This window comes from Vibrio sp. 05-20-BW147 (assembly GCF_013369385.1).
GTDB lineage: Bacteria > Pseudomonadota > Gammaproteobacteria > Enterobacterales > Vibrionaceae > Vibrio > Vibrio floridensis.
On sequence record NZ_SZTO01000029.1, the window covers coordinates 1 to 22,115 of the forward strand.

A 22,115-nucleotide genomic window follows, 5' to 3' on the forward strand; every position below is an offset into this window, starting at 1 on the left:
ATTTTAAGAATGGTGCCGACTACCGGAATCGAACTGGTGACCTACTGATTACAAGTCAGTTGCTCTACCTACTGAGCTAAGTCGGCACACTATATTCTTTAATCATCGCTTGTACTATTTGCACCAACGATTTGAATTCGTGGTGCCCGGAGGCGGAATCGAACCACCGACACGAGGATTTTCAATCCTCTGCTCTACCGACTGAGCTATCCGGGCGACGGAGCGCTATTAAACGGATTTTTACCTGCCTCGTCAACCGATTTTTTGCAAAAAAAGTAAAAAATTGATCATTTGCTTAGAAAATATTCATTTGTAATCAAAGAGAATGTCCTTGATTAAAGTCTTGCTTGAATTTGGTTACTTTTTCCAAATAACGGCGAGCTTCTGCATTGGGGTGTTTTTTGGTTAATGCCCAATACACTTGATTGGGTTGCAATGCGTTGAGATCGCGCATTGCGCGCTTGCGATCGTTGCGATTAAAGGTGTTGAGTACACCGCCTGTACCACCGTTGTAGGCTGAAATCATCGAATATTCGAGAGATGTTGGATGATTGACCTCTTTTAGATAGCGGTTTTTCAACAGATAAAAATAGGCCGTTCCGGTGTCGATATTGTTTTCTGGGTTAAAGAGATATTCCGGACTGGGCTCGCCACTGCGATTTTTAACCAAGTTGAACACATCGCGCCCTGCCGTTTTGGGCACCACTTGCATCAAACCATAGGCGTTGGCCCAACTCACTGCATAGGGATTGAAGCTGCTTTCGGTTTTGATGATGGCGTAAATCAGATCTTCTGGAATATCGTACTTACTTGAGGCGCGACGTACGATATCGGCGTATTTATAACTGCGTTTGTCTACGTGGTCTGCCACCATGGGAATTTCAACGTAATAGGCTTTCTTAAAATCAACCGTACGTGTCTTGAGTTTATTGGCGATCAGATAATCGGCAAAGCGATTGGCGCGCCAACTCCACTGGATAGCTTGTTTGTCTTGATCCAACACTTGATTGTAGAGAAAAGGTTGCCCTTCCAAGCGGATTTCTTTGGAGGAGAAAAGATCGACATTGGCCGGATCATCTGGAGTTAGCAAGGTAGTGATAATGGCATTTTTCAGGTGCTGTTTGGGTTCTGTGGGTGAAACCGTCTCAATGAGGATGGTGCCATTGCTAAAGTTGACATCGGCTCGGCTGAGGTAATTATCTATGTATTTCACATAGTTACTTTTGCCTGCCATTTTTATTTCTCGGCTCCCCCAGCGTTTTTCAATATTGCCTGAGAAGCTGTTGATCAAAGCATCCAGTGCTGCCGTGTCTTTTTCAAATTGTCCTGGCAGCTCTGCGAGATTTTTAGCAAAGCGGTTGGTCGGTTGGTAATTGACGTCATAGATGTTTTCGATAAATTCGCGGCTACAACCGGTTAAGAGCAATGCAGCTAAAAAATACCCAAACTTTTTCATCGTTTACCTATTCAAACCTAAAAAAATGACACCAAAGCGTTGGCTATGATGTCATTGATTAACCATGAAGAAAACCAGATTATTTGCTCGGTGGTGTGTAACCTTCGATATGGACTTCTTTACCTTCAAAGAGGAAGTTGACCATTTCAGTTTCGAGCAATTTGCGGTGTTCAGGATCCATCATGTTGAGCTTTTTCTCATTGATCAACATGGTTTGCTTATGCTGCCACTGACCCCAAGCTTCTTTAGAAATGTTGTCAAAGATGCGCTTTCCAAGCTCTCCTGGGTACAACTGAAAATCTAAACCATCAGCTTCTTTGTTTAGACGAGCACAAAACACAGTGCGGCTCATAATGACTCCTTAAATAAAGCATTAACGAAGTTCATGGGGCAAGCTCTCCAGCAATTGTTTGACGGGAGCTGCTAACCCAACTTCTTCGGGATTGGCTAAGTTATACCAAAGACCATTGCTGGCTTCCATCACCATGTCAGGTTGCTTTGATAGGTCCAGCAAAATCGGAGTGATGTCGAGATGGTAATGGCTAAAAGTATGGCGAAAAGCAATTAAGGTGTTTTGTGTGCGAATGTCACCCTCTTTTATGCCTCGCTGCTCGAGTAGTGCTTCAAGTTGTGCATGCTCATTTTGCGGAAAGCAAAACAATCCGCCCCAAATACCACTTTGTGGCCTTTGTTCCAACCACACTTGATTGTTGTAGTGCAGCATGGCAAACCACGTTTCTTTCACGGGTTTCTCTTTTTTAGGCTTTTTACCGGGGTAGTCCAGTGGGTTACCTTGTTTGTTGGCTTGGCATAGCTCGGCCACCGGGCACAATGTGCATTTGGGTTTGCTGCGTGTGCAGACCATTGCCCCCATATCCATCATCGCTTGGTTGTATTTATCGACATCGGTATTGGGTGTGTGTGCTTCCGCTAATTGCCACAATTGGTTTTCGACCGTTTTTTGCCCAGGCCAACCTTCAACGGCAAAGGCACGAGATAAGGTGCGTTTCACATTGCCATCAAGAATGGCATGTGGCTGTTTGTGAACGGAAGAGAGCACGGCAGCAGCGGTAGAGCGGCCAATCCCCGGCAGGGCATTCATCTGCTCCAGTTCTAATGGAAATTCACCATGATATTGCTCAGCCACCATTTTCGCGGCTTTGTGCAGATTGCGTGCGCGAGCGTAGTAGCCTAACCCCGTCCATAGATGAAGCACTTCATCTTGCTCGGCGTTGGCGAGATCAACCACGGTCGGAAAGCGCTGTAAAAAACGTTGGTAATAGGGAATCACGGTCGCAACTTGCGTTTGTTGCAGCATAATTTCCGATAACCAAACGCTGTAGGCGCTCTTATTGTGTTGCCAAGGAAGGTTTTTTCTTCCGTAGGCGTCATACCATTTCAAAATGGCGCTGGCAAAAGGTGTCACGACATGCTCTGTGTTCTATTATTTGTAGGCAAAATTGCACCACAGATTGTGGTGAAAGTACAACCGACAAAGTGTGGGGATAATGGTTTTTATTGATAACACTTGCACCAAAGAAAATTCTTTGGATAATCCCCGCTTTGATTAATCAATGTGCAGGCAGAATCCATGAGTGAAGTCACCACTAACGAATACAATGAAGACGGCAAGCTGATCCGCAAAATCCGCAGTTTTGTTCGTCGCGAAGGCCGTTTAACCAAAGGTCAAGAAAATGCGATGAAAGAGTGCTGGCCAACAATGGGCATCGATTACCAAAAGCAACTTCTTGATTGGAAAGAGGTATTTGGTAACGATAATCCTGTCGTGCTTGAAATTGGCTTTGGTATGGGCGCTTCTTTGGTTGAAATGGCGAAAAATGCCCCTGAAAAGAACTTCTTTGGTATTGAAGTGCACAGCCCTGGCGTTGGTGCGTGTCTGTCAGACGCTCGTGAAGCGGGTATCACCAATCTGCGTGTGATGTGTCATGATGCGGTTGAAGTGTTTGAGCACATGATTCCGAACGACAGCCTAGCGACGTTGCAATTGTTCTTTCCAGACCCATGGCACAAAAAGCGCCATCACAAGCGTCGTATTGTACAGCTTGAGTTTGCGGAAATGGTTCGTCAAAAGCTGATCCCGAATGAAGGTATCTTCCATATGGCGACGGATTGGGAAAACTACGCTGAGCACATGATTGAAATCATGAACCAAGCGCCAGGTTACCGAAACATTGCCGAAGCTGGTGATTATATTCCACGCCCTGAAGAGCGTCCGCTGACCAAATTCGAAGCGCGTGGTCATCGTCTTGGCCACGGTGTGTGGGATATTAAATTTAAGCGAGTGAGCTAATCGCGGATTTATTGTTTGACTGGTTTTTATAAAATCAGCACACTGCGAAAAAGAAGAGCCAACATTGAGAAATGTTGGCTTTTTTGACCCTACAATAAACACCATAATGGTTTGGTAAAGTCTGTCATGAAGCCAACAAAAGAACTGCTCAACGAAATTTTGCATGAAGTTCGCCCTCTGATTGGGCGTGGAAAAGTCGCCAACTATATTCCTGCTTTGGCCAGGGTGCCGGCGCATAAGCTTGCTATCGCGGTGTACACCAATCAAGGTGAGGTGATCAAAGCGGGAGATGCCGATGAGGCGTTCTCGATACAATCCATTTCTAAAGCGCTGAGTTTAACCCTCGCCATGGGCCTGTATCAGCCGGACGAAATTTGGCGTCGAGTGGGCAAGGAGCCTTCTGGACAGGCGTTTAACTCGCTGATTCAGTTAGAAATGGAACAGGGGATTCCGCGCAACCCGTTCATTAATGCGGGGGCGATTGTGGTGGCCGATCTGCTGGCCAGCCGTTTATCTGCGCCACGCCAGCGTTTGCTGGAATTTGTCCGCCAGCTTTCTGGTGAAACGCATATCTGTTACGACAAAGTGGTGGCGGCCTCTGAAATGATGCACAGCGACCGCAATGCGGCCATTGCCTATCTGATGCGTTCATTTGGCAATTTTGAGAACGAAGTGATCCCGGTTTTGAACAACTACTTCCATGCTTGCGCATTGAAAATGAGTTGTGTCGATTTGGCTAAGACCTTTAGTTATTTAGCGAACAAAGGCGTGTCGGTACACACAGACCAACGCGTTATTAGCCCAGTGCAAACTAAACAGCTCAATGCATTATTGGCAACCTGTGGCTTGTACGATGGGGCGGGGGAGTTTGCGTATCGCGTGGGAATGCCGGGCAAATCGGGCGTGGGCGGCGGGATCATCGCCATCGTGCCGGGGGAAATGACCATTGCGGTTTGGTCACCAGAGTTAGACCCGTCAGGAAACTCGTTAGCGGGCACGAAAGCGCTAGAGTTGCTTTCTGAGCGAATTGGGCGTTCGATTTTCTAAAGAAGTGATTTCACGAAAAAAGGAAAGGGTTGGTGTCCGTGCGCCAACCCTTTTGTCATTTATCGAGCTTAGTGTTGTTTCGCTTCTCGAAGGACGCAGTCCTTTCTCTCATCTCGAAGCGTAGCGTCCTTACTTAACTCTCTTCAGCCATAAACGCTTCGAGCAAGTCGTTTAGGAACAGCTTGCCCTTCTCTGTGATTTGCCAACTGGTTTCGTTGTCATTCAAATAACCCATCTCAACGGCCCATTGAATGGTTGTCTCGATAAAACTCAGTGGTAGCCCGGTTGTGTCAATAAAATCTTGTTTAGGGCACGCTTCCATCAATCTAAAGCGATTCATAAAGAACTCGAACGGACGATCGATCTCTTCGACCAACTGTTCGCTATCAAGATAGGGTTTGACCATATTTTGATGCGCCGCCAAGTAGCCCTTCGGGTGCTTAATTTTGGTGGTGCGAATGATGCGACCGTCAGCAAAGCTCAGTTTGCCGTGTGAGCCACAGCCAATCCCTAAGTAATCACCAAAACGCCAGTAGTTAAGATTGTGCTGACATTGATAACCGGGTTTGCTGTAACCGGAAATCTCATACTGCACGTATCCCGCTTGTGTGAGTTTTTGATGGCCTCGCTCAAAGATGTCCCACAACTGGTCGTCGTCGGGGAGAGCCGGCGGTTTGTAGTAGAACATGGTATTTGGCTCAATAGTGAGCTGATACCAAGAAAGATGAGGCGGATTAAGTTCAATCGCTTTGTCCAGATCGGCCAGAGCTTGTTCGATGCTTTGATCGGGCAAACCGTGCATGAGATCGAGGTTAAAACTGTTCAAGCCAATTTGATGAGCCAGTTTCGCGGCGTTCACTGCTTCATCTTGGCCATGAATACGCCCCAAACGCTCAAGTTTTTGCTGCTCAAAACTTTGTACACCGATGGAGATGCGCGTGACCCCTGCTTTGCGATAGCCCGCAAAGCGCTCAGCTTCGATGGTGCCGGGATTGGCTTCCATGGTGATCTCGATCGAAGGCGTAAAGGGAATGCGTTTTTCGATCCCTTGCAAAAGATCTCGAATGCCTTCTGCTGAGATGAGGCTTGGTGTGCCTCCACCGATAAAAATCGAGTGCAGTGGTCTTGGCGCGCGGTGAAGCTGATACTTTTCGATGTCACGGTCAAGATCTTCCAGCAGCGCATTGATGTACATCTGCTCTGGGATCTGTTCTTTGAGTGCGTGAGAGTTGAAGTCGCAATAAGGGCACTTTTGTACACACCATGGGATGTGAACATACAAACTGAGTGCTGGGGGCGTTAACATGCAAGTACCTTACACTAAAGGTTGTTCACGTAGCGTAGCAAAAAGCTGTTTCAATGCTTTACCACGATGAGAGAGTTGTTTCTTGCGCACAGGTTCAAGCTCGGCAGAAGCGCAGTTGTCTTCTGGGACGAAGAAGATTGGATCGTAGCCAAAGCCGTTGTCACCGTGTGCTTGCGTTAAGATACGGCCTTCCCATTTGCCGTGGCAGACAATGGGTGTCGGGTCGTTTTCGTGGCGCATCAACACCAACACACAATGGAAACGCGCGGTACGTTGTGCTTCTGGCACACCTTCCATCGCTGTTAATAGCTTTTCTAAGTTTTCTTGATCTGAGGCTTTCTCTCCTGCGTAACGTGCAGAGTAAATCCCAGGAGCGCCCTGAAGAAAATCCACTTCTAAACCTGAATCATCCGCAATCGCTGCAAGCCCGGTCTCTTTAGCGGCGTGACGCGCCTTGATGATGGCATTTTCAATGAAAGTCGTGCCCGTTTCAGCCACTTCAGACACATTGAATTCGCTTTGTGCGACGACATCAAAACCGAAATCGGCAAGTAGGTCTGCCATTTCGCGAACTTTGCCTTGGTTACCTGTGGCTAATACGATCTTTTTCATGGTGTTCTCGTTATTCTTCAACATAAAACTTTTGGGTAAATTTGAGTTTGCCTGCGCCTTTGATGCCTGCGTTGACATCCAGATCGAAGGTCAGGGTCTCTTCGTGGCTGATCGGCAACTCCGCTAAATAATAAATCGCGCTCCCTTCTTGGATACGCTTAAATTCCAGAGTACGAATTTGGCCGAGTAAATTCTTGGCTTGGCCGGATATTGTGGCGTCCAGTGCTGGTTTTCCTACACGGCTTTTGTCCAACACACTGATGTTGATAATGGCACTGTATTCGTTACGTTTTAGCCCATAGCTTCTCGCCACTTTGGGGGTTAAAAAGGTGGAATTGAATGCGATGTAATGCACTTCCGCATCTTTAATGGTTTTGAATTGTTCTGCCCATGTTGGTAGAGCCATCAGACAACTCAGTAACGCAACCATCCATTTGTTCATTGTAGACTTCCTTACTCGTTATTGGCGGTAAACAAAAAGCCATCACAAGATGGCTTTCACTTCGTCTGGTATTTGTTGTGGAGTGTGAACACGCACTTGTTTGTGCCGTCCGAGTTCTCCTTTTTCTATCGTGACCAGACTTTTAGCAACTTTAAACCACTTACCCAGTAACTTGGTTAAATGCCCATTTGCTTTCCCATCGACGGGGGGCGCGGTGATGGCAATTTTCAGTTCATCACCATGCAAGCCAAGGATTTTATCACGACTTGCTTTGGGTTGGATGTAGAGACGAAGCACCACATCCTCACCATCAAGCCAAACCGCTGGGTTCATTACAACTGATACCAAATTGGGCCAATCACATCGCCCATCAGGAAGTTAGCAAATTGCAGTGCGATGAACAGCACCAGCACGCTTAAGTCAAAGCCCCCCATGGCGGGCAAAATACGACGAATCGGTGCCAGCATAGGTTCAGTTAATTGATGGAACACGTATTCGATAGGGCTGCGACCTTGACTCACCCAGCTCAGAATCGCACGGATCAATAGCACCCAGAACAACAGACCACCTGCGGCTTTCACCAGTGACAGTAGGCCAAGGTAGAGGAAATCGGCACTAAAGGTGACGGAACCACCAGACGCAATTAGGATCAGCGCAACAAACTTCAACACACACAAGACGTAGGCAAACAACACGGTCGCCAGATCTAGGCTACCAATGGATGGAATCACACGGCGCAGCGGGCCAATCACGGGTTGGGTTGCTTTGACGATAAACTGCGAAAATGGATTGTAAAAATCCGCACGCGCGGCTTGCAGCCAAATTCGTAAGATCACGACCATGATATAGAGATCAAACAGCGTCGAAATCAGAAAACTCATTGCATTCATAGATGCCCCTTAAAACGTAGAGCTGCTAAGCAGCCAGGTGATTAAAACAGTTTTTCCATCTCTTGCGCGCGAGCCACTGCCGCTTGCATGGCTTTGGCTACGATATCAGAGAGTTGATGTTCATTGAAAGTGCGCAATGCTTCGGCGGTGGTCCCTCCTTTCGAGGTGACGTTCTCGCGCAGAGTCGCCAGTTCGGTGTCTGGGTTTTCCACCACCATACTGGCCGCCCCCAATGCGGATTGTTGAACCAGTAAACGAGCGGTTTGTTTATCAAACCCTTGCGCCATCGCTTCAGCTTGCATGGCTTCCATAAAGAGGAAGAAGTACGCTGGAGCACTGCCTGCCGCCGCAATAACGTGGTTAATGCCTGATTCTTCTTCGACCCAGCAGGTTTTGCCGACCGCTTGCATCAACTGTTCGGCAAAGTGGCGATCTTGCTCGGCCACGGAGACTGGCGCATATAAGCCGCTCATGCCTAACCCGAGTTGTGATGGGGTATTGGGCATGACGCGCACTAAGTTGAGTTGAGTGTTCAGCATCTCATTTAATCGTGCGCAACTGATGCCTGCGGCAATCGAAATAACCAGCTTATTGGAGAAATCGACGGATTGCAGTGGTTTGCACACCTCTTCCATCATTTGCGGTTTGACAGAAAGGACGATCACGTCTGCTCGCGTTGCTGCCATGAGATTATCGCTGGTGGTCTGAATGCCAAACTGCTGCTCAAGGGGCAAACGACGCGTCTCGCTGGGTGCGGTGGCAGTGATTTTATCGGCAGGGTAACCGTCCGCCACTAAGCCAGAGACAATGGCTCTCACCATATTGCCAGCACCGATAAAAGCGATGTTCTTATGTTCCATATTTCTGTTCCGCTAGTAAGTAAAAGTCGCTGAGTTACGCTTTATTGCTGTAATCGCGATGGCCAAAAATGGCGGTGCCAATACGCACCATGGTTGAACCTGATTCGATGGCGGCATCCATGTCGCCGCTCATGCCCATCGATAAAGTGTCCACGCTTGGATAGCGTTGAACCAAACGTTGTTGTAGCTCAGTAAGCGGTTGGAATGCAGCCAACTGAGAAGCGTGGTCATCGACGTTTTCAGGGATTGACATCAACCCTCTTAACGTGAGGTTCGGGAGGGTAGAAATCAACTCAGCAAGTGCAAATATTTCCTCACCGGATACGCCTGACTTAGAGGCTTCGCCGCTGGTGTTCACTTGGATCAGCACTTGCAGTGGTGGGAGCTCGGCTGGGCGTTGATCATTTAAACGTTGAGCGATTTTGTCACGATCAATGGTGTGTACCCACGCAAAGTTCTCCGCCACTAAGCGACTTTTATTCGATTGAATGGGACCGATAAAATGCCACTCGATTTGCATCTCTGGATGCTTTTCGGTAAAAAAACGGACTTTTTCTACGCCTTCTTGCACGTAGTTCTCACCAAATGCTCGTTGGCCGACCTGAAACGCTTCTAGAATCGCCTCGACAGGTTTGGTTTTGCTCACCGCCAAAAGTTGCACTGAGTCTGGAGCTCGTCCACACTTTTGCGTAGAGGCGTGAATCTGTGTGGTGATCTGTTCAATGTTTTGTTGAATACTGTTCATCGCAATTCTTTTAAGGGAAAAATAATGGATATCACTGAGTTACTGGATTTTAGTGTAAAGCATAATGCGTCAGATCTACATCTTTCTGCGGGTGTGCCTCCTATGGTACGCATAGATGGTGATGTAAGAAAGCTTGGTGTGCCTGCATTTAGTCATGCTGATGTGCATCGCTTGGTTTTTGAGATCATGAATGACTCACAGCGCAGTGAATTTGAAGAGAAGCTGGAAGTCGATTTTTCCTTTGAATTGCCAAACGTTGGTCGCTTTCGTGTTAACGCCTTCAACCAATCTCGCGGCTGCTCTGCGGTGTTTCGTACCATTCCAACAACAATCCCGACACTGGAAGATCTAGAGTGCCCGCAGATCTTTGAAAAAATTGCGAAAAGCGAGAAAGGCTTAGTGTTGGTCACTGGACCAACAGGTTCGGGGAAATCCACCACCTTGGCTGCGATGGTGGATTACATTAACCGCAACTACAACAAACACATCCTGACCATTGAAGATCCGATTGAATTTGTTCACCCAAATCAGAAATGTTTGATTAACCAACGCGAAGTTCATCGCGACACCCACAGTTTTAAAAATGCTCTGCGCAGCGCATTGCGTGAGGATCCAGACGTTATCTTGGTGGGTGAGTTGCGCGACCAAGAAACCATCAGCCTAGCACTCACTGCGGCCGAAACGGGCCACTTGGTGTTTGGTACGCTACACACCAGTAGTGCAGCTAAAACCATTGACCGTATTATCGATGTGTTCCCTGGCAGCGACAAAGACATGGTGCGCTCAATGCTTTCTGAATCATTGCGCGCCGTTATCGCACAGAAATTGTTGAAACGGATTGGCGGAGGCCGAGTGGCGTGTAATGAAATCATGATGGCAACGCCGGCCATTCGTAACTTGATCCGTGAAGATAAAGTGGCACAGATGTACTCCATTATCCAAACAGGGGCTGCGCACGGCATGCAAACCATGGAACAGAATGCGCGTCAGTTGATGGCACAAGGCAAAGTGGCCAAAGAAGAAGTCGACGCCAAAATTGAAATTGAAGCGATCCAGTTTTAACGAAAGGTGATGAGCGCTATGGACTTGAATAAAATTTTGGAAGGGATGATTACGCTTAAAGCGTCGGATCTTTATATCACCGTCGGAGCGCCAATACTTTTTCGTGTCGATGGCGAACTGCGTCCACAAGGCGAAAAACTCTCACAAAGTGAAGTCGCAAAATTGCTTGATAGCGCAATGGAAGAAGAGCGACGAGCAGATTTTCGTAAAACTCGTGAGTCCAACTTTGCCATTGTGCGTGATTCTGGCCGTTTTCGTGTTAGTGCCTTCTACCAACGAGAGCTACCTGGCGCAGTGATTCGTCGTATTGAGACCAATATTCCAACCTTTGAAGAGTTAAAGCTTCCCAATGTGTTGCAAGACTTAGCGATTGCCAAGCGTGGATTGGTGCTGGTGGTGGGCGCGACGGGCTCAGGTAAATCGACCACCATGGCTGCGATGACTGGCTATCGAAATACCCACCGCAGTGGACATATTTTGACGGTGGAAGATCCGATTGAATTTGTCCACGAACATAAACGCTGTATTGTCACCCAGCGCGAAGTCGGTTTGGATACAGAAAGCTATGAAATCGCACTAAAGAACTCGCTGCGTCAAGCGCCAGATATGATTTTAATTGGCGAAATTCGCAGTCGGGAAACCATGGAGTACGCGATGACCTTTGCCGAAACGGGTCACTTATGCATGGCAACGCTGCATGCCAATAATGCCAACCAAGCACTAGAGCGCATCTTACACTTGGTGCCTAAAGAGCAAAAAGAGCAGTTTTTGTTTGACCTTTCCATGAACCTAAAAGGGGTGGTGGGTCAGCAGTTGATTCGGGACAAAAATGGTAAAGGTCGTCACGGTGTGTTCGAGGTGTTACTTAACAGCCCGCGCGTGTCAGATTTGATCCGTCGTGGCGATTTGCATGAGCTGAAAATGACCATGGCGAAGTCGAAAGAAATCGGCATGCAGACCTTTGATCAATCACTGTATAAATTAGTGGTGAAAGGCAAAATCAGCGAAGAAGACGCACTGCACAGTGCTGACTCAGCCAACGATTTACGTTTGATGCTGAAGACACAACGAGGCGATCTTAGTACTCCCGGGTCTTTGGCAAACGTCAAGATCGATATGGATTAGAGGGGATTTGTGCGCTTTGCTTTCACTCCCTGCAACTCAAGCGAGTTTGATGTAGAGCTTCGAGTCTTGATTGGGCATACTGCCACTTTCTCGGATGAACTGGTGGAGTACGCATGCAGGTCTCGGCTCAAGAATATCTCGCATTAGGTGACGCGATTGCGGCGTTAAAGACGTCGCAATTTACTTCTCGCCTCGTGGCGGTGTTGCGTTGTATTGCTGATTTTGATTGCGCGGTTGTTTTGGGCTATCGCGCAAACAAACATCCTATTTATCTGTATGATTCGCTCTCGAGCCAGCGTGAGCTGCTGTTTCAGCGGTATCTGACTCATGCTTATCTTGATGATCCTTTCTACAGTGCTTTGCAGCACAACACGTGTTCAGGGGTATTTCATTTCTCCGATTTAATGCCGCTCAATCCGCAGCAAAAAGCCTATCAACACCAATTTTATGCGCAAACGGGTTGGCAGGATGAAGTGAGTCTGGTGGTCAATCTTGATGGCGAGCGGTCGATTGTAGTGTATCTCGGCAGCTTTAAGTTGGGCTCTTTTCCGCGCGAACAGATTACAGCTTTGCAACAGCGGTTTACGGTGTTGGAAGCCTTGTGTCAGCAGCACTGGCAGCAGCAGCCACTGCGGTTAGCGGAAAGTGCGCAGCCAAACCAAGAGTTACGGATTTGGGTTGAGCGGGCGATCCAAAGTTTTGGCACGCAGCGTTTAAGCCCGCGTGAGCAGGAGATCACCGCATTGCTCATTCAAGGTTTAGACTCACAAGAGATTGCCGATGCGTTGGCCATTAGCCACGGCACAGTCAAAAATCATCGCAAACGCATCTATGCTCAACTGCGTGTCAGCTCATTGAGTGAGCTTTTCCAACTGTTTCTCAATCATCTGATTGGCGCTGCCGCGGATTAGGCAGTCTCTCTTCCTTTGGTCATTAATCACCAAGATTGTCCCTTTAGGGACATCGCTTCTCAGGTTTAAAATTGGTTAGTCTGCTTGCCAAGACTTTTGGGAGGCAAAATGAATTCAAAGCAACTCTTTGATGATTTACAGCAGCGCGGTTTGATCGCACAAAGCACACCTCTGGAAGCGCTGGTTGAGCGCTTTGCCACGCCGCAAGTGCTGTATTGCGGCTTTGACCCCACCGCAGGCAGTTTGCACATTGGTCATTTGGTTCCACTGCTGATGCTTAAGCGCTTTCAAAATGCCGGACATCAAGCCATTGCCCTCATCGGCGGTGCAACAGGTATGATTGGCGATCCAAGTTTTAAAGCCAACGAGCGTGTGCTCAATAGTACGCAAACCGTGCAGCAATGGGTGAATGATTTAAGTCAGCAAGTCACTCAACTGATGACCTCACCTAGCGAGAAGCCGACATCGCTGATGACGGTCAATAATGCAGATTGGATCGGCAAGATCAATCTGATCGATTTTTTCCGCGATGTGGGCAAGCACTTTTCAGTCAATACCATGATCAATCGTGAATCGGTGAAGCAGCGTTTGGCGCGCCCGGATCAAGGTATCTCCTTTACCGAGTTCAGTTACTCTTTGCTGCAATCCTATGACTTTGCACATCTCAACCGTGAGTTTGGCTGTGCGCTGCAAATAGGCGGCAATGATCAGTGGGGCAATATTGTCAGCGGGATTGATTTGACCCGCCGCCTCAATAGCACTGAAGTCGGTGGTTTAACTCTGCCGCTCATAACCAAATCCGATGGTACTAAATTTGGCAAAACCGAAAGTGGCGCCGTGTGGCTTGAGAGTTGCAAAACCTCGCCGTATCGCTTCTACCAGTTTTGGTTAAACAGTGATGATGCGGATGTATACCGATTTTTAGCGTATTACACCTTTTTGAGTACGGCTGAGATTGAGGAAATCCGCCAAGCCGATGCGTTATGCGAAGGCAAGCCAAAAGCACAGCAGATTTTATCGGAGCACGTGACCCGTTTTGTGCATGGTGAAGAGGGGCTCGCTGCGGCGCAGCGTATTACTCAAGCGCTGTTTAGCGGCGATGTGAGCGATCTCAGCTTAAGTGAGCTGTCTCAGTTAGAGTTGGATGGTCTGCCTTGTGTGGCGGCATCACGTACCGATTCCTTAATCGATTTGCTGCTCACTTCAGGTTTAGCCAGTTCCAAGCGTCAAGCGCGCGAGTGGCTGGAGAATGGTGCGATTCGCGTCAATGGTGAGCGAGTAGAGCAAGAAGGTGTGTTACCCGGCTTTGCACTGTTTGATCGCTACTATGTGTTGCAACGCGGTAAGAAGCAGTTTGCTTTGATCAAATTGGAAGGCTTAACTGAGTAATTACAGCGGTTCTACTCGGCCAAGAAAAAAGCAGTGGGGTTAGCCCCACTGAGCTTCAAACCAACTCTCTAAAATAATCACCGCGGATTGGCAATCGACGTTGCCTTTGCTTAAAGCTTTGTAACCGCCCATAGAGAACAGTTCAGAACGCGCTTCCGTGGTTGATAGACGTTCATCATGCAATTCAACCGGAAGGCCAAAGCGTCCTTGTAATCGTTGAGCAAACTTCTTCGCGCGTGGGGTAATGGTTTCTAAGGCCTTGCCGTGTAAATCTGTCGGCAGTCCCACCACCAATAAATTGGGTTGCCACTCTTTGATTTGCTTTTCAATCTCATCCCAATTTGGAATACCGTCATTGGCTTTGAAAGCCTTGAGTGGTGATGCGGTGCCAGTAATTTCTTGGCCGATGGCACTGCCAATGCTTTTGGTGCCAAAATCGAATGCCATGATGGTGCGTGACATAAATAACCTAAATCAAATGGGTTAAGCGTGACCAGCTTGATCGGAAAGCTGAGACGCGTGAATTCCAAGCATCTGCACGGCTTTTTGCCAGCGCATTGCGATAGGGGTATCAAAAATAATGTCGGCAGTTGCTTCTACTGTTAACCATGAGTTCTCTGCCAACTCGGTTTCCAGCTGACCTGCACTCCATCCGGAGTAGCCCAGAGCCACAATGTAGCTAGAGGGCTCGGCTTCCGTCCCTAGCACCGAAAGAATATCTTTCGAGGTGGTGACAGAGATTTGCTCAGTCATTTGTAAGCTGGACTCGTAAAAATCTTTTGGTCGATGGAGGATAAAGCCGCGGTCTTCAGCAACTGGCCCGCCGTTGTAGACAGGTTTGGTTAAACTTGCGGTATTGAGTTGTGGGTGTACTGGTTGAACATCGACTTGTTCAAGCATTTTGCCCACGGTAATGTCGATAGGCGCATTGATCATCAGACCCATAGCGCCGTCTTCATTATGTTCACAGATGTAGATCACGCTGTGTTGAAAGTAAGGATCTTTCATACCTGGCATCGCAACCAGAAAGTGATTTGTCAGGTTCATACAGGACTCCAATCTGTTACAGCAGAGCCATCGCTGGCTCTGCAATACTCATGTTTAAGCTTGAGCTTGTAAACGACGTTCAATCGCGTCCATTAGTTTACCGGTAATCGAGATATCGAAGGCTGCTTCAATTTCGCGAATACAGGTTGGACTGGTGACGTTAATTTCCGTCAGTTTATCGCCTATCACATCCAAGCCTACAAAAATAAGCCCTTTTTCTTTTAGTGTTGGAGCCACTGCGTTTGCAATTTTTAGATCGGTTTCGCTCAGTGGTCGAGGCTCACCACGGCCACCCGCGGCCAAATTACCACGAGTTTCTCCTTTAGCAGGAATACGCGCGAGGCAATAGGGCATTGGCTCGCCATCCACCACCAAAATACGTTTATCACCGTTGCTGATATCAGGCACGAAAGTTTGTGCCATCGCGTAATTTTGGCCATGGTTAGTCAGTGTTTCGATGATCACAGAGACATTGGGATCGTTTTCTTTGACACGGAAAATCGATGCACCGCCCATACCATCCAGCGGCTTGAGAATGATGTCACCATGCTCTTGGCGAAACGCTTTAATTTTCTCTGCTTTACGTGTCACTATGGTGGTCGGTGTCAATTCTGGGAACCACGCTGTGAACAGTTTCTCGTTACAGTCGCGCAAACTTTGAGGTTTGTTGACGATCAAGGTGCCTTGATCTTCTGCACGCTCTAGAATGTAGGTCGCGTAAATGTACTCCGTATCGAACGGAGGATCTTTGCGCATTAGAACCGCATCAAGTTCCGATAGTGGCAGTGTTTGTTCAGATTTGAATTCATACCATCCGTTTGGATCTTCCTTCAACTCCACGACCTTGGTATCGGCAATCGCTACACCTTGATCTAAGTGTAGATCATTCATCTCCATATAATGGATTTCCCAACCGCGGCGCTGAGCTTCGAGCATCATGGCGAAGCTGGAATCTTTTTTAATGTTAATGGACGAGATTGGATCCATTACGATGCCAAGTTTGATCATCACTATTCTCCGTGTTATCCCAGATCGCCGAAACGAACTTGTAAGGCGGTAATTGCCGTTAACGCTGCCGTTTCTGTGCGTAATACGCGTGGACCTAGCAGTGTTTCTTCAAATTGATATTGTTGTGTCATGTCGATCTCTTCAGAAGAGAGACCGCCCTCAGGACCAATCAGCAAACGCACTTTGTTGATTGGCTCTGGCAGCGTATTGATAGAGTACTTTGCGCGTGGGTGTAGGTTGAGCTTTAAACCATCATACTCTTCAGCACACCAAGCTTCTAAAGACATGATTGGGCGAATTTCAGGAATGGTATTGCGGCCACACTGCTCACACGCGCTGATTGCGATTTTTTGCCACTGAGCCAGTTTTTTCTCGAAACGTTTTTCATCGAGCTTTACTCCACAACGGTCAGAAATCAGCGGAGTGATAGTATTCACCCCCAGCTCTACCGATTTTTGGATGGTGAACTCCATTTTTTCACCACGCGAGATCACTTGTCCTAGATGTAAATCTAATGGTGACTCACTGCTGCGCTCGACGCGTTCATTCAGGGTGACCAACACATTTTTTTTGCCCACCTCACTGATCACTGCCGGGAATTCAGCGCCACTGCCGTCAAACAGCAAAACTTCTTGGCCTTCTTTCATGCGCAATACACGGCCAATATGGCCTGCTGCGTCGTCGCAAAGTGCAATAACACCTAGATGTTGAATGGTTTCTGGATGATAAATTCGAGGGATACGCATGGTGATTCAAGTTCCTGACTACGCGAATATTTAGAGACTAACATGGATGCTACGAGGGCAAAAAACAAGAGGGAGACAGAGTTTTCTCCCTTTGATTGTCATTACGGTGAGTTACTGAGTTTGGCAGGACTGCTGTACAAACGGATTATGATTGCCTTGAATCTTGGCAATGCGCTCGTCTCGTCTGCACTCCCATTCATCAACGGGGTATGATTTGTTCCAAGCCTGCATCAGTTGCTGTTGTTGCTTGGAAAGCTTAAAGCCATACTCTTGACTCATGTAGAGATAGGTTCGAGCAATAGACCCACGAGCTCTGTCTGGCGGCATGACTTTACGTTGTTTGAAGTTGACCTGCATTTCACAGCGCCCATAACTGACACCATCCACGCCATTCCACTGACTGAAGTTGAAGTTTGAACGATCGCCATTGACTTCACCGATCGCTGGCGTGAGGTTGTGTAAGTCTGCTTCCATCAAGCGAAACTGTTGATCATTTTTACTGCAGTTTTTGCGCCCACCTTTTTGCCAGCATTGACGCTGGTGGCCAAATTGCCAAGCAGGGACGACATGTTCCCATTCTATACGCGATGCGCGAGTTTGCTGTTTGCGTACTTGGTAACCACATGCCTCCAAGTTAGGAATGCCTTTCTTGCCTTGCCATTCAATGTCGCAACCACAGTAAAAGCTAATGGGATGATCTTGGTAGATCTTCACCGCCTGTTGTTTGGCGGCGGAGAAAGAGCTAGGTGGTGCGGCCTGGACCGCAAAGGCAGTGAACGAGGCAATAAAAATGAGTAATCGCTTCATGCTAAAAGTCTTTAAAAAGTATGACTTTTAGCATTCTAGCACGCGTATTTTATTCAATGTAATAAGTAAGTTAATAATAGCAATAGAGGAAGAGTGCCAAGCTATGAGAGTTGGATGCCGGTGAAGATCAAGGTTTGTCGGCACTTTTGGCAGGTATAGCTTGCCTCATTACGCAGAACTTTGTTGTGGCGACGGATAGTTAGCGGAAACTCGCGACATTGGCAGCGATATTGGAAGGTTTTTCCTTGCACGGAAGCGACAGCAAATTGATGTGTCGTGTTGGCGGGCAAGAGAAAAACGCCTTGCATGATGGATTGCCATTCTGCGCCATGAGGTTTAACTCGGCCATATAACTGATAAGTGAGCAAGTGAGCCACTTCATGAGGAATCACTTCTTCCAAGAAAGCCGTTTTGTTCTCTTTGAACAAAATCGGGTTAAGACGAATTTGATTGAGTTGTAGATACGCCTTACCCGCCGCTTTGCCTCTCAATTGATAGCTAAGAAGTGGCATTGGAAATTGGCGCTGAAAGTAGCGGTTAGCTTTATCGATACAAGCGTGCAGTGCTTTTTGGGCTTGGTAGTGCAGCTCAAACTCGATCTTTTTCATCAAAAATTTGCCCTCATGGTGTGATGAGGGCAAATAATAGCATTATCTGTTGATGCTTCTAGGGGCAAAGACCCTAGTGGTGTTTTTTCTTGATGGTTTCATGGTAGGCGTGCCACGTGGCGTAGCCAAGTATCGGCATGGTGAAGAGCATACCAATGCCATAAGTGGCAAAGCCAATTAGAATGCCGCCACAAATAATGGCTGCCCAAACAATCATTGCCGGAATGTTGGACTTCACGGCATTAAAGCTGCTGAAAACCGCTGTCATCATATCGACTCGGCGTTCCATCATCATCGGAATCGAAAACGCAGAAATGCTAAAGACGATACTGGCTAAGACGAAACCAACGAGTGAACCAATCACTAAGAAAGGAAGAAACTCTGTAAGTGGTGCTCCTTGCACAGAAGGGTAGAGGGCATGGAGTAAAGCGGCAATGCGCATCCAGAAAATCATGCACACCGCTAACAGCACCGCAAAGGCCCATTGAGAAGAAGAGTTGCGGCCAATGGCTTTCATTGAGTGGAGTAGGCTGGCGCTATGGCCGCGTTCTCTTTCCCAACTGGCGTCATACAAACCAAGCGCAAGAAATGGGCCGATGAGCATGTAAACCACTAAGCTGGGCATTACCACCAAATGAGTCCCTTGCCACTCAACCAGCAACACAATACCGATGGCGGCAGCCATGAAGCATAAGCCATAAAAGGCGCTGATAAGTGGCATTCGAATGAAGTCATGCAAGCCAAGTGCTAGCCAGTGAAACGGGGCGGACACACTGAGTTGGTTACATGGAATAGTGCGAGCGTATTCGTGATCGGGAACGTCCTTTCGTTTTTGCTCCAGATCCGACGGGTCTACGGTACGAGGCATAGCTCCTCCTTGATCGATTCACTGTCAGACTGACGTTGACTGTCAGTAGGTTTCAGATGCGGGGCAAGATCTCTTTTATTACCTTTAGCATCTGTTTTGTTGTCGTTAAGATGAGAGATAAATCTCATTTAACATTTATTTAACTATCGTTGGAGTTAGTTAAAAATACAAATGCCATGGCGAATTTTTCGTCGCACAAATGAAAAAGCCTTCGCATTTGGCGAAGGCTTTGGATAGTGAGGTGAGTTGTATCTTACTTGATACCAGCAAACTCGCGCAGTAGTGCTGCTTTGTCAGTCGCTTCCCATGGGAACTCTTCGCGGCCGAAGTGACCGTATGCTGCGGTCTTCTTGTAGATTGGCTGAAGTAGATTCAGCATCTCTTGTAGGCCGTATGGACGTAGGTCGAAGAACTGACGTACCGCTTCAATGATGATGTCGTGTGATACTTTCTCAGTACCGAATGTTTCCACCATGATAGAGGTTGGATCAGCAACACCGATTGCGTAAGACAGTTGGATTTCACAGCGATCAGCTAGACCTGCCGCGACAATGTTTTTCGCTACGTAACGTGCTGCGTAAGCGGCTGAACGGTCTACTTTCGATGGATCTTTACCAGAGAAAGCACCACCACCGTGACGAGCTGCGCCGCCGTAGGTATCAACGATGATCTTACGACCCGTCAAACCACAGTCACCCATTGGACCCCCGATAACGAAACGGCCGGTTGGGTTGATAAAGTATTTTGTTTCTTTGTTTAGCCATTCAGAAGGAAGAACTGGCTTGATGATCTCTTCCATAACCGCTTCGCGAAGATCCGGTGTGGAAATAGAATCGCAGTGCTGAGTTGAAAGAACAACCGCATCAATACCAACAATTTTGCCTTGCTCGTATTGGAAAGTAACCTGTGATTTTGCATCAGGACGCAACCATGGCAGTGTGCCATCTTTACGAACTTTCGCTTGACGCTCCATCAAACGGTGCGCGTAAGTGATTGGTGCTGGCATAAGAACTTCAGTTTCGTTACATGCGTAACCGAACATGATGCCTTGGTCGCCCGCGCCTTGCTCTTTAGGATCGGCTTTATCAACACCTTGGTTGATGTCTGGAGACTGTTTACCGATAGTGTTCAGTACTGCACATGAGTTTGCATCGAAACCCATATCTGAATGTACATAACCAATTTCACGCACCGTTTCACGAGTTAACTCTTCGATATCAACCCATGCTGAAGTGGTGATTTCACCACCGACCATTACCATGCCAGTTTTTACGTACGTTTCACATGCAACACGCGCTTTTGGGTCTTGTTCAAGAATCGCATCAAGAACCGCATCAGAAATCTGGTCTGCAATTTTATCTGGATGACCTTCTGAAACCGACTCAGAAGTAAACAGGTGCTTAGCCATGAGAGCTCCACTTTTTTAATCTATTCTGCTGTGAGAATGCATGCTCCAGCAGTAGGAAATACAATAACGTTTGTAGGTGTTTCTACATCTAGACGTCTATTCTAGTTTTGAATGCTCGAATTACAAGCTCTTTTTTATTATTAGCGAAAACCAAACGTTTGCTTAATCGAGTGAGAAAATGTTTTTTTCTCAGTGAAATGGCATTAAGTCGCTTACATTTCCACAAATTGTTCAGGTAAATCGTTTGCAGTCGAGAGATTGCTTTGCGAAAATAATCGCCACTCGATTTTCTATGTTATCAATTCGCTTAATGCACTCAGGAGCAGACATGCCTTCTCGTAAACATCTCGCTAATGCAATCCGCGCACTCAGCATGGACGGCGTACAAAAAGCAAACTCAGGCCACCCAGGCGCACCTATGGGTATGGCGGACATCGCTGAAGTACTTTGGCGTGGCCACCTAAACCACAACCCATCAAACCCAGAGTGGGCTGATCGCGACCGTTTCGTACTCTCTAACGGCCACGGCTCGATGCTGATTTACTCGCTACTGCACCTTAGCGGTTACGAGCTTTCTATCGATGATCTGAAAAACTTCCGTCAATTGCATTCTAAGACTCCGGGCCACCCAGAATACGGCTACGCACCTGGTATCGAAACAACGACGGGCCCGCTAGGTCAAGGCATCACCAACGCGGTTGGTATGGCAATGGCTGAGAAAGCGCTAGCAGCGCAATTCAACAAAGAAGGCCACGACATCGTTGACCACTTCACTTACGTGTTCATGGGTGATGGCTGTCTAATGGAAGGTATCTCGCATGAGGCATGTTCTCTAGCAGGTACGCTAGGTCTGGGCAAACTGATTGCATTTTGGGATGACAACGGCATCTCTATCGATGGTCATGTTGAAGGTTGGTTCTCTGACGATACGCCTAAGCGTTTTGAAGCATACGGCTGGCACGTCATCCCAGCAGTAGATGGTCACGATGCTGACGCAATCAATGCAGCGATTATCGCGGCAAAAGCAGATCCTCGCCCTACTCTTATCTGTACTAAAACTATCATCGGTTTTGGTTCACCAAACAAATCGGGTTCACACGACTGTCACGGTGCACCACTAGGTGCGGAAGAAATTGCCGCAGCTCGTGAATTCCTAGGTTGGGAACACCCAGCATTTGAAATCCCTGCTGACGTTTACGCAGAGTGGGATGCAAAAGCAGCTGGCGCTGCAAAAGAAGCCGCTTGGAATGCGAAGTTTGATGCGTACGCAGCAGCGTACCCAGTCGAAGCTGCGGAATTCAAACGCCGCGTAAATGGCGAACTGCCAGCTCAGTGGGAAGAGAAAGCAAACCAAATCATTGCAGATCTTCAAGCAAACCCAGCGAACATCGCATCACGTAAAGCATCGCAAAACGCGCTAGAAGCGTTTGGTAAAATGCTGCCAGAATTCATGGGCGGCTCAGCTGA

24 protein-coding genes, 2 tRNA genes and 1 pseudogene are annotated in these 22,115 nt (G+C 47.6%); 7 read left to right on the top strand and 20 right to left on the bottom strand.

Annotated features, from left to right (window positions below; all coding sequences use genetic code 11):
• Positions 1-10 precede the first annotated feature (10 nt).
• The 5 genes from FC652_RS18635 to mutY all read right to left on the bottom strand — a co-directional run bounded on the left by FC652_RS18635 (position 11) and on the right by mutY (position 2,882).
• A tRNA-Thr gene (locus FC652_RS18635) sits at positions 11-86 on the bottom strand.
• 54 nt (positions 87-140) lie between these two features.
• Positions 141-216, bottom strand: a tRNA-Phe gene (locus FC652_RS18640).
• A 100-nt stretch (positions 217-316) separates the two neighbouring features.
• On the bottom strand, positions 317-1,456 hold the full coding sequence (gene mltC / locus FC652_RS18645; RefSeq protein WP_101957338.1) for a membrane-bound lytic murein transglycosylase MltC: 1,140 nt from the start codon (positions 1,454-1,456) through the stop codon (positions 317-319).
• 79 nt (positions 1,457-1,535) lie between these two features.
• Entirely contained in the window at positions 1,536-1,808 is a 273-nt protein-coding gene (locus FC652_RS18650; protein WP_011079450.1) for an oxidative damage protection protein, read from the bottom strand.
• Positions 1,809-1,829: 21 nt separating this feature from the next.
• Positions 1,830-2,882 (bottom strand): A/G-specific adenine glycosylase, encoded by a 1,053-nt coding sequence (mutY, locus tag FC652_RS18655; protein ID WP_176299735.1) that lies wholly within the window; start codon positions 2,880-2,882, stop codon positions 1,830-1,832.
• 165 nt (positions 2,883-3,047) lie between these two features.
• Here mutY and trmB point away from each other — a divergent pair, with 165 nt between their 5' ends.
• Together trmB and glsB are read left to right on the top strand one after the other, a co-directional pair.
• On the top strand, positions 3,048-3,767 hold the full coding sequence (trmB, locus tag FC652_RS18660; protein WP_013571091.1) for a tRNA (guanosine(46)-N7)-methyltransferase TrmB: 720 nt from the start codon (positions 3,048-3,050) through the stop codon (positions 3,765-3,767).
• Between the two features lie 126 nt (positions 3,768-3,893).
• Positions 3,894-4,814: a glutaminase B gene (glsB, locus tag FC652_RS18665; protein WP_011079453.1), complete on the top strand. Its 921-nt coding sequence runs from the start codon at positions 3,894-3,896 to the stop codon at positions 4,812-4,814.
• A 133-nt stretch (positions 4,815-4,947) separates the two neighbouring features.
• Here the strand turns inward: glsB and hemW are convergent, their stop codons facing one another.
• From hemW to FC652_RS18700, 7 genes are read right to left on the bottom strand one after another with little or no spacing between them, the layout of a single operon-like run.
• Positions 4,948-6,120 carry a radical SAM family heme chaperone HemW gene (hemW, locus tag FC652_RS18670; protein WP_176299736.1) on the bottom strand — a complete coding sequence of 391 codons (1,173 nt, stop codon included), beginning with the start codon at positions 6,118-6,120 and terminating at the stop codon, positions 4,948-4,950.
• Between the two features lie 9 nt (positions 6,121-6,129).
• Positions 6,130-6,732: an XTP/dITP diphosphatase gene (locus FC652_RS18675; protein WP_011079456.1), complete on the bottom strand. Its 603-nt coding sequence runs from the start codon at positions 6,730-6,732 to the stop codon at positions 6,130-6,132.
• A gap of 10 nt (positions 6,733-6,742) precedes the next feature.
• Entirely contained in the window at positions 6,743-7,174 is a 432-nt protein-coding gene (locus FC652_RS18680; protein WP_176299737.1) for a DUF4426 domain-containing protein, read from the bottom strand.
• A gap of 42 nt (positions 7,175-7,216) precedes the next feature.
• Complete coding sequence (yggU, locus tag FC652_RS18685; RefSeq protein ID WP_011151199.1) at positions 7,217-7,507, bottom strand: DUF167 family protein YggU; 291 nt, start codon at positions 7,505-7,507, stop codon at positions 7,217-7,219.
• Positions 7,507-8,064 carry a YggT family protein gene (locus tag FC652_RS18690; RefSeq protein WP_013571095.1) on the bottom strand — a complete coding sequence of 186 codons (558 nt, stop codon included), beginning with the start codon at positions 8,062-8,064 and terminating at the stop codon, positions 7,507-7,509. Before FC652_RS18690 ends, yggU begins: the two co-directional genes overlap by 1 nt.
• 41 nt (positions 8,065-8,105) lie before the next feature.
• Complete coding sequence (gene proC / locus FC652_RS18695) at positions 8,106-8,924, bottom strand: pyrroline-5-carboxylate reductase (protein ID WP_176299738.1); 819 nt, start codon at positions 8,922-8,924, stop codon at positions 8,106-8,108.
• A 34-nt stretch (positions 8,925-8,958) separates the two neighbouring features.
• Positions 8,959-9,669, bottom strand: coding sequence for a YggS family pyridoxal phosphate-dependent enzyme (locus FC652_RS18700; protein WP_176299739.1), 711 nt, complete (start codon positions 9,667-9,669; stop codon positions 8,959-8,961).
• A gap of 24 nt (positions 9,670-9,693) precedes the next feature.
• On the opposite strand from FC652_RS18700, the gene FC652_RS18705 reads away from it, so the two are divergent.
• The 4 genes from FC652_RS18705 (at position 9,694) to tyrS (ending at position 14,156) form a co-directional block, all read left to right on the top strand.
• Positions 9,694-10,731, top strand: a complete 1,038-nt coding sequence (locus tag FC652_RS18705; RefSeq protein ID WP_176299740.1) for a type IV pilus twitching motility protein PilT — start codon at positions 9,694-9,696, stop codon at positions 10,729-10,731.
• Positions 10,732-10,749: 18 nt separating this feature from the next.
• Positions 10,750-11,856 carry a PilT/PilU family type 4a pilus ATPase gene (locus tag FC652_RS18710; RefSeq protein WP_176299741.1) on the top strand — a complete coding sequence of 369 codons (1,107 nt, stop codon included), beginning with the start codon at positions 10,750-10,752 and terminating at the stop codon, positions 11,854-11,856.
• 113 nt (positions 11,857-11,969) lie between these two features.
• Positions 11,970-12,767 carry a helix-turn-helix transcriptional regulator gene (locus FC652_RS18715; protein ID WP_176299742.1) on the top strand — a complete coding sequence of 266 codons (798 nt, stop codon included), beginning with the start codon at positions 11,970-11,972 and terminating at the stop codon, positions 12,765-12,767.
• A gap of 108 nt (positions 12,768-12,875) precedes the next feature.
• Positions 12,876-14,156, top strand: a complete 1,281-nt coding sequence (gene tyrS, locus FC652_RS18720; protein WP_176299743.1) for a tyrosine--tRNA ligase — start codon at positions 12,876-12,878, stop codon at positions 14,154-14,156.
• A 39-nt stretch (positions 14,157-14,195) separates the two neighbouring features.
• Here tyrS and ruvX read toward each other — a convergent pair whose 3' ends face one another.
• The 8 genes from ruvX to metK all read right to left on the bottom strand — a co-directional run bounded on the left by ruvX (position 14,196) and on the right by metK (position 20,648).
• Complete coding sequence (gene ruvX, locus FC652_RS18725; RefSeq protein WP_011079464.1) at positions 14,196-14,618, bottom strand: Holliday junction resolvase RuvX; 423 nt, start codon at positions 14,616-14,618, stop codon at positions 14,196-14,198.
• Positions 14,619-14,639: 21 nt separating this feature from the next.
• On the bottom strand, positions 14,640-15,203 hold the full coding sequence (locus tag FC652_RS18730; protein WP_176299744.1) for a YqgE/AlgH family protein: 564 nt from the start codon (positions 15,201-15,203) through the stop codon (positions 14,640-14,642).
• Between the two features lie 54 nt (positions 15,204-15,257).
• Positions 15,258-16,211, bottom strand: a complete 954-nt coding sequence (gene gshB, locus FC652_RS18735) for a glutathione synthase (RefSeq protein ID WP_176299745.1) — start codon at positions 16,209-16,211, stop codon at positions 15,258-15,260.
• Between the two features lie 14 nt (positions 16,212-16,225).
• Positions 16,226-16,957, bottom strand: a complete 732-nt coding sequence (gene rsmE, locus FC652_RS18740; protein ID WP_176299746.1) for a 16S rRNA (uracil(1498)-N(3))-methyltransferase — start codon at positions 16,955-16,957, stop codon at positions 16,226-16,228.
• A gap of 111 nt (positions 16,958-17,068) precedes the next feature.
• A complete protein-coding gene (locus FC652_RS18745; RefSeq protein WP_176299747.1) occupies positions 17,069-17,764 on the bottom strand; it encodes an endonuclease in 696 nt (231 codons plus the stop codon).
• Positions 17,765-17,865: 101 nt separating this feature from the next.
• Positions 17,866-18,372 (bottom strand): SprT family zinc-dependent metalloprotease, encoded by a 507-nt coding sequence (locus FC652_RS18750; RefSeq protein WP_011079470.1) that lies wholly within the window; start codon positions 18,370-18,372, stop codon positions 17,866-17,868.
• Positions 18,373-18,445: 73 nt separating this feature from the next.
• On the bottom strand, positions 18,446-19,240 hold the full coding sequence (locus FC652_RS18755) for a DUF2189 domain-containing protein (RefSeq protein WP_011151188.1): 795 nt from the start codon (positions 19,238-19,240) through the stop codon (positions 18,446-18,448).
• Positions 19,241-19,493: 253 nt separating this feature from the next.
• Positions 19,494-20,648, bottom strand: coding sequence for a methionine adenosyltransferase (gene metK, locus FC652_RS18760; RefSeq protein ID WP_176299748.1), 1,155 nt, complete (start codon positions 20,646-20,648; stop codon positions 19,494-19,496).
• 328 nt (positions 20,649-20,976) lie between these two features.
• On the opposite strand from metK, the pseudogene FC652_RS18765 reads away from it, so the two are divergent.
• Positions 20,977-22,115, top strand: a pseudogene (locus tag FC652_RS18765) (transketolase); the annotation flags it as partial.